General features: G+C 72.7%; 5 protein-coding genes. 2 read left to right on the top strand and 3 right to left on the bottom strand.

Annotation, left to right across the window (positions count from 1 at the left end; genetic code table 11):
* A partial coding sequence (locus RIF68_RS19845) for a response regulator (RefSeq protein ID WP_309052627.1) occupies nt 1–497 on the bottom strand: 497 nt, incomplete at its 3' end.
* Nucleotides 494–2,179 carry a sensor histidine kinase gene (locus RIF68_RS19840; protein ID WP_309052626.1) on the bottom strand — a complete coding sequence of 562 codons (1,686 nt, stop codon included), beginning with the start codon at nt 2,177–2,179 and terminating at the stop codon, nt 494–496. The genes RIF68_RS19845 and RIF68_RS19840, both read right to left, overlap by 4 nt.
* A gap of 296 nt (nt 2,180–2,475) precedes the next feature.
* Here RIF68_RS19840 and RIF68_RS19835 point away from each other — a divergent pair, with 296 nt between their 5' ends.
* On the top strand, nt 2,476–3,555 hold the full coding sequence (locus RIF68_RS19835; protein WP_309052625.1) for a GTP-binding protein: 1,080 nt from the start codon (nt 2,476–2,478) through the stop codon (nt 3,553–3,555).
* A gap of 48 nt (nt 3,556–3,603) precedes the next feature.
* Here the strand turns inward: RIF68_RS19835 and RIF68_RS19830 are convergent, their stop codons facing one another.
* On the bottom strand, nt 3,604–6,060 hold the full coding sequence (locus RIF68_RS19830; protein ID WP_309052624.1) for a DNA topoisomerase IV subunit A: 2,457 nt from the start codon (nt 6,058–6,060) through the stop codon (nt 3,604–3,606).
* A gap of 202 nt (nt 6,061–6,262) precedes the next feature.
* Between RIF68_RS19830 and RIF68_RS19825 the strand changes: the two genes are divergently transcribed.
* Nucleotides 6,263–7,609: a pitrilysin family protein gene (locus tag RIF68_RS19825; protein ID WP_309052623.1), complete on the top strand. Its 1,347-nt coding sequence runs from the start codon at nt 6,263–6,265 to the stop codon at nt 7,607–7,609.
* The last annotated feature ends 73 nt before the right edge of the window (nt 7,610–7,682 follow it).

The raw sequence follows: 7,682 nt of genomic DNA, 5'->3' as shown, positions 1-7,682 counted from the left end.
TGACGGACCAGCTCGGCCGTCGTGGGGGAGTGGCCCTTGGGCAGGTCGGGGGCGACCGTGCCGGCCGCCAGTGTCCCGAAGATCCGGTCCACCTCGGCCTGCTCCGCCTCACCCCCGCCCTCCAGGGCCGTGCGGAGGGTCGCGTACGCCTCCAGCTTGGCGCGCAGCCCCGCGAAGTTGAACGGCTTCACCACGTACTGGAGCGCGCCGTGCCGCATCGCGGCCTGTACGGTCGCCACGTCCCGGGCCGCCGTCACCATGATCACATCGCACTGGTGGCCACGCGCCCGCAGCTCCCGTACCGCCGCGAGGCCGTTCTCGTCCGGCAGATAGTGGTCCAGCAGGACCAGGTCCACCGGGTGCTCGGCCAGGGCGGCCAGCGCCTCGGCCGTCGAATGCGCGGTGGCCACCACCCGGAAACCGGGCACCTTGGCGACGTACGCCGCGTTGATCCGGGCCACGTGCACGTCGTCGTCCACCACCAGTACGCCGATCATCGCGCCGCCTTCCCCGGGGTCCGGGGGGTGGCCGGCACGGCGACCGCGTACGGCTCCGGATCGGTCAGCGCGTCGGGCAGGACCACGGTGAACTCCGCGCCCCCGTCCGGTCCGGAGGCGACCACGGCGCTGCCGCCGCGGCGCTCGGCGAGCCGGCGCACGAGCGCGAGACCGAGGCCCCGCTTGCCGTGGGACGGCGGCTCCTTCGTGGACCAGCCCTCGGTGAAGATCAGTTCCCGGCGCTCCTCCGGGACGCCCGGGCCGGTGTCCGAGACGGTCAGCACGACGGTACGGCCACGGGTGCCGAGCGCCACCTCCACCCGGGCGCCGGGTGCGCCGCCGACCGCGTCCAGGGCGTTGTCCACCAGGTTCCCGACGACGGTGACCAGCTCGCGCGGGTCGACCAGCCGGTCCGGAAGCAGCGAATCCGGCGCGATCCGCAGGGAGACGCCGCGCTCGGCCGCCACGGTCGCCTTGCCCACGAGCAGCGCCGCGAGCAGCGGGTCACGCACCTTCTCGGTGACCTGCTCGGCGGTGGCCCGGTGAACGCCGACGACCTCGGTGACGAACTCGACGGCTTCCTCGTGCATCTCCAGCTCCAGCAGCCCCAGGAGGGTGTGCAGGCGGTTGGCGTGCTCGTGGTCCTGGGCCCGCAGGGCGTCGATGAGACCCCGCGTGGAGTCCAGCTCGCGCCCGAGGCGCTCCAGCTCGGTGCGGTCGCGCAACGTCACGACGGCACCCCCGTCGTGCGTGGGCATCCGGTTCGCGATCAGCACCCGGTGCCCCTGGACGGCCACCAGGTCCTCGCCCGTCACCCGCCCGGCGAGGACGTCGGCGGTACGGCCCGGACCGAGGAGCTCCTCCAGCGGGCGCCCCGCCGCCTCGGGACCGAGCCCGAGCAGACGCTGGGCCTCGTCGTTCACGAGCCGTACCGCCCCCGCCCGGTCCAGCGCGACCACGCCCTCCCGGATGCCGTGCAGCATGGCCTCCCGTTCGGCGAGCAGCGCGGAGATGTCGGAGAACGCGAGGTCGTGCGTGCGGCGCTGGAGCCGCCGGGAGATCAGGTACGCCGCGAGAGCGCCCGCCGCGAGGGCCCCACCGGCGTAGGCGAGCAGCCCGGGGATGGCGGCCAGGAGCCTGGCGCGCACACTGTCGTACTCGATACCGACCGAGACCGCGCCGACGATCCGCCCGCCGGCGTCCCGCAGCGGCGCCTTGCCGCGGGCCGAGCGGCCGAGGGTGCCGCTGTCGATCTCCATCACCTCGTGACCGGCCAGCGCGGTGCTCGGATCGGTGGAGACCCGCCGGCCGATCTGCGCCGGGTCGGGGTGCGACCAGCGCACGCCGCGCCCGTCCATGACCACGACGTACTCGGCGCCCGTGGAGGTCCTGATCCGCTCGGCCTCCGCCTGGACCGGGCCGCCCGCCGACGGCGGCGTGGCGGTCAGGTCCGAGGCGAGCCGGGGCGAGGCGGTGCTCTCGGCGATGGCGAGGGCCCGCCGCATGGCCTGGTCGTCGAGCTGGGCGCTCAGCGGGGCCAGGAACAGGCCGGTGGCGAGAACCGTCACGCCCGTCGCGACGGCCAGCTGCATCAGCAGAACCTGCGAGAACACCCGCCGCGGCCACCCGAACCGCAGACGGCGTACGGGGGGCCGCGCGGGGCCGGTCGGTGCGGGGCTCATGCCGGAAACGGTAAAGGGCGACGGCCCACGACCGGAAATACCGGCCGTGGAGGGTACTCATCGGGCCGGCCCCGTCCGCAGGTCGTCCCCGCGGACGGGGCCTCGGTACGCGGGCCCGGGGAGTTCCGGGTGGTGCCGGTGGCGGGGCTCGAAGGGGTGGGGACAGGGCCGCGCCGGTACTGGGCGCGGGCAGGAGGCGTCGGGCCCGAAGGGGAACCGGTCGTCCGCCGTATCCTGAACCTTTCCGCGGCGCGCGGGCCGCGGGACAGGACCGAGAACACGGAAGGCGTCCCACCGTGACCACCCACCAGATCCCCGTCGTCGTCCTCGCCGGGTTTCTCGGGGCCGGCAAGACCACGCTCCTCAACCACCTCCTGCGGAGCGCACGGGGTACCCGGATCGGGGTCATGGTCAACGACTTCGGCGACATCGGCATCGACGCCATGACCGTCGCCGGGCAGGTCGGCTCCACCGTCTCCCTCGGCAACGGCTGCCTGTGCTGCGCCGTGGACGCGAGCGAGCTGGACACGTACCTCGAGGTCCTGACCCGGCCCGAGGCCCGGCTCGACGTGATCGTGATCGAGGCGAGCGGCCTCGCCGAGCCGCAGGAGCTGGTCCGCATGGTCCTCGCCAGCGAGAACGAGCGGATCGTGTACGGCGGTCTGGTGGAGGTCGTGGACGCCGCCGAGTTCGACGCCACGCGGCAGAGGCACCCCGAGACCGACCGGCATCTCGCCATCGCCGACCTCGTGGTCGTCAACAAGGCCGACCGGGTCGGCGAGGACGCGCTGCGGGCCGTCCGGGAGACCGTGGCCGGCCTCGCCGGGCGCGCCGCCGTGATCGAGGCCTCGCACGGGCGGGTGGATCCGGAGCTCCTCTTCGACCGGGTGGTGGTCGAGGGCGAGATCGAGGGGCAGATGTCGATCGAGGACATCCTGTACGGCTCCGGGGACGAGGAGCACGCGCACCCGCACGCGGCCTACGAGACGGTCTCCCTCGCCACGCCCGTCCCGCTGCACCCCCGGCGCCTGATGGCCTTCCTGGACTCCCGTCCCGAGGGCCTCTACCGGATCAAGGGCTTCATCGACCTCGGCGCCGCCGACCCGGCCCACCGGTACGCCGTCCACGCCGTCGGCCGCTTCCTGCGTTTCTACCCCGAACCGTGGCCGGAGGGCGAGGAGCGCCTCACCCAGCTCGTCCTCATCGGCTCCGGCATCGACGCGGCGGCCCTGCGCAAGGAACTCGCCGCCTGCGAGCAGCACGGCCCGCAGGACGTCCCCGACGAGCACGGCATGTGGGGCGTGCTGCGGTTCGTCCCCCACCGCGACGAACCCGGGATGCCCGAAGCGGAGGACGGGGACGCCGCCGGGGAATGAGCCGGGAAGGACCGGAGCCGAGGCCGGCGGCCTCGGCTCCGGGGCCGGTCAGGAGGCCGGGCTCGCGACGACCTCGACCGGCTTGGCGAGCGGCGTGCCCGAGCCGTCACGGCGCGGGTCCGGCTCGGGCAGCTCCACCGGGGTGCCGTTGCGCTGGGCGGCGCGGGCCGGGGTGGCGCCCGCCCAGGCCAGGACCAGGACGTCCTCACCCTTCAGGAACCGCTGGCAGCGGACGCCGCCGGTCGCCCGCCCCTTGCGCGGGTACTGGTCGAAGGGCGTCACCTTCGCCGACGTACCGGAGGCGGGCTCCAGGGTGCCGGTCGCGCCCGCGACCGTGAAGACCACGGCGTCGGCCGCCGGGTCCACCGCGGTGAAGGAGATCACCTCGGCGCCCGCCGACAGCTTGATGCCCGTCATGCCGCCGGCCGGCCGGCCCTGCGGCCGTACCTGGGAGGCCGGGTAGCGCAGCAGCTGGGCGTCGGAGGTGATGAAGACCAGGTCCTCCTCGCCCGTCCGCAGCTCGGTCGCGCCGACGATCCGGTCGCCCTCCTTGAGGGTGATGACCTCCAGCTCGTCCTTGTTCGCCGGGTAGTCCGGCACCACCCGCTTGACCACGCCCTGGAGCGTGCCGATCGCCAGGCCCGGCGAGGCCTCTTCGAGCGTCGTCAGACAGACCACCGTCTCCCCGGGCTCCAGGGAGACGAATTCGGCCAGCGGCGCACCGCCCGCCAGGTTCGGCGCGGCGGCCGTGTCGGGCAGCTGCGGCAGGTCGATCACCGCGAGGCGCAGCAGCCGCCCGGTCGAGGTGACCACACCGATGTCGCCGCGCTGGGTCGCCGCGACCGCCGAGACGATCACATCGTGCTTGGCGCGCTTGCCCTCCACCGTCGGCGGCAGCTCCTCGGTCACCGTGCGGGCCAGCAGGCCCGTCGACGAGAGCAGTACCCGGCACGGGTCGTCCGCGACCTCAAGGGAGACCGTCGCGGCCGGAGCGCCCGCCGACTCCAGCAGGACCGTCCGGCGCTCGGTGGCGAACTTCTTGGCGACGGACGCCAGTTCCGAGGAGACCAGCTTGCGCAGCTCGGCGTCGGACTCCAGGATCCCGGTCAGCTCGTCGATCTCGCCGGTGAGCCGGTCGCGCTCGGACTCCAGCTCCAGGCGGTCGAACTTGGTGAGCCGGCGCAGCGGGGTGTCCAGGATGTACTGCGTCTGGACCTCGCTCAGCGAGAAGCGCTCGATGAGGCGCTCCTTCGCCTGCGCGGAGTTCTCGCTCTGCCGGATCAGGCGGATGACCTCGTCGATGTCGAGCAGCGCGACGAGCAGGCCCTCGACCAGGTGGAGCCGGTCGCGCTTCTTGCCGCGGCGGAACTCGGAGCGGCGCCGCACCACCTCGAAGCGGTGGTCGAGGTAGACCTCCAGGAGCTCCTTGAGGCCGAGCGTGAGCGGCTGCCCGTCGACCAGGGCCACGTTGTTGATGCCGAAGGACTCCTCCATCGGCGTCAGCTTGTAGAGCTGCTCCAGGACGGCCTCGGGCACGAAACCGTTCTTGATCTCGATGACCAGGCGCAGGCCGTGGGCCCGGTCGGTGAGGTCCTTGACGTCGGCGATGCCCTGGAGCTTCTTCGACCCGACCAGGTCCTTGATCTTGGCGATGACCTTCTCGGGGCCCACCGAGAACGGCAGCTCGGTCACGACGATGCCCTTGCGGCGCGCCGTCACGTTCTCCACCGTCGCCGTGGCGCGGATCTTGAACGTGCCGCGGCCCGACTCGTAGGCGTCCTTGATGCCGGCCAGGCCGACGATCCGGCCGCCGGTCGGCAGGTCCGGGCCGGGCACGTACCGCATCAGGGTCTCGAGGTCCGCGTTGGGGTGGCGGATCAGATGGCGGGCCGCCGCGACGACCTCCCCGAGGTTGTGCGGCGGCATGTTCGTCGCCATGCCGACGGCGATGCCGGAGGCGCCGTTGACCAGCAGGTTCGGGTACGCGGCGGGGAGCGCGACCGGTTCGCGCTCCTGTCCGTCGTAGTTCGGCGCGAAGTCGACCGTGTCCTCGTCGATCGACTCGGTCATCAGGAGCGCGGCCGGGGCCATCCGCGACTCCGTGTACCGCATCGCGGCCGGCGGGTCGTCGTTGCCCAGGGAACCGAAGTTGCCGTGGCCGTCGACGAGCGGGAGACGCATGGAGAAGGGCTGTGCCATGCGGACCATCGCGTCGTAGATCGAGGCGTCGCCGTGCGGGTGCAGCTTGCCCATGACCTCGCCGACGACGCGCGCGCACTTGACGAAGCCGCGGTCCGGACGGAGCCCCATCTCGTTCATCTGGTAGACGATGCGCCGCTGGACGGGCTTCATGCCGTCGCGGGCGTCGGGCAGCGCGCGCGAGTAGATCACCGAGTACGCGTACTCGAGGAAGGAGCCCTGCATCTCGTCGACGACGTCGATGTCGAGGATCCTCTCCTCGTACGCGTCGTCCGGCGGCGGTGTCTTCGTGCTGCGGCGGGCCATCGCGGCTGCGGCTCCTTCACCAACAAGGTGGATTGCTTCACCAACAAGGTTGTTCTGACGCGGACCATTGTGGACCGTGCCACCGACAACGCGGACCGCGACCCGGACGAGGGACATGGCGGGAGGCCGGGAACTTCGCCAGGTGTCGGCGCGCTTGCATACAGTGGCAGGACTTTTCCACATCGCGATCGAAGGGACGTACATGCCCATGGGTCACACGGCCACGGCCGAGGCCGGCTCCGGCGGCCTGACAGCGACCGAGCACCGGCTGGCGAACGGCCTGCGCGTGGTGCTCTCCGAGGACCACCTGACCCCGGTCGCCGCGGTCTGCCTCTGGTACGACGTCGGCTCGCGCCACGAGGTGCCGGGCCGCACCGGCCTCGCCCACCTCTTCGAGCACCTGATGTTCCAGGGGTCGAAGCAGGTCCACGGCAACGGTCACTTCGAGCTGGTGCAGGGGGCGGGCGGTTCGCTCAACGGCACGACCAGCTTCGAGCGCACCAACTACTTCGAGACCATGCCCGCGCACCAGCTGGAGCTGGCGCTCTGGCTGGAGGCCGACCGCATGGGCTCGCTGCTCGCGGCCCTCGACGAGGAGTCGATGGAGAACCAGCGGGACGTCGTGAAGAACGAGCGCCGCCAGCGGTACGACAACGTGCCCTACGGCACCGCCTTCGAGAAGCTGACGGCCCTGGCCTACCCGGAGGGCCACCCGTACCACCACACCCCGATCGGCTCGATGGCCGACCTGGACGCGGCCACCCTGGAGGACGCGCGGAACTTCTTCCGCACGTACTACGCGCCGAACAACGCGGTGCTGTCGGTGGTCGGCGACATCGACCCGGAGCGGACGCTCGCCTGGATCGAGAAGTACTTCGGCTCCATCCCGTCCCACGACGGGAAGCTGCCGCCGCGCGACGGCTCGCTGCCCGACGTCATCGGTGAGCAGCTTCGGGAAGTCGTCGTGGAGGACGTCCCCGCGCGCGCGATGATGGCCGCCTACCGGCTGCCGCACGACGGCACGCGCGCGTGCGACGCGGCCGACCTGGCCCTGACCGTCCTCGGCGGCGGCGAGTCCTCCCGCCTCCACAACCGGCTGGTCCGGCGCGACCGTACGGCCGTCGCCGCCGGCTTCGGCCTGCTGCGGCTCGCCGGGGCGCCGTCGCTCGGCTGGCTGGACGTCAAGATCTCCGGTGGCGTCGAGGTGCCGCGCATCGAGGCCGCCGTCGACGAGGAGCTCGCCCGCTTCGCCGCCGAGGGACCGACGCCCGAGGAGATGGAGCGCGCCCAGGCCCAGCTGGAGCGCGAGTGGCTGGACCGGCTCGGCACGGTCGCCGGCCGCGCCGACGAACTGTGCCGGTACGCCGTCCTGTTCGGCGACCCGCAGCTCGCCCTCACCGCGGTGGACCGGGTGCTGTCCGTGACCGCCGAGGAGGTGCGGGAGGCCGCCGCGGCGCGACTGCGCCCCGACAACCGCGCGGTGCTCGTCTACGAACCGCTGAGCACCGAGGAGAACGACGGCGACGAGGAAGAGGGAGCCGACCAGTGAGCGACGCTGCCGTGTCTTTGACCAGCATGGATTTCCACCCGCGGCCGACGGCCGGCACGGCGAAGCCGTGGGC

The sequence above is a fragment of the Streptomyces sp. genome (assembly GCF_031178505.1).
GTDB classification, from domain to species: Bacteria; Actinomycetota; Actinomycetes; order Streptomycetales; family Streptomycetaceae; genus Streptomyces; species Streptomyces gulbargensis.
Note: the sequence above shows the minus strand (reverse complement) of the source record. Positions and strands in the feature narration are given on the sequence as shown.

Coding starts and splice junctions, on each gene's coding strand:
- RIF68_RS19840 (WP_309052626.1), bottom strand. CDS start 2,179: ATGAGCCCCGCACCGACCGGCCCCGCGCGGCCCCCCGTACGCCGTCTG.
- RIF68_RS19830 (WP_309052624.1), bottom strand. CDS start 6,060: ATGGCCCGCCGCAGCACGAAGACACCGCCGCCGGACGACGCGTACGAG.
- RIF68_RS19825 (WP_309052623.1), top strand. CDS start 6,263: ATGCCCATGGGTCACACGGCCACGGCCGAGGCCGGCTCCGGCGGCCTG.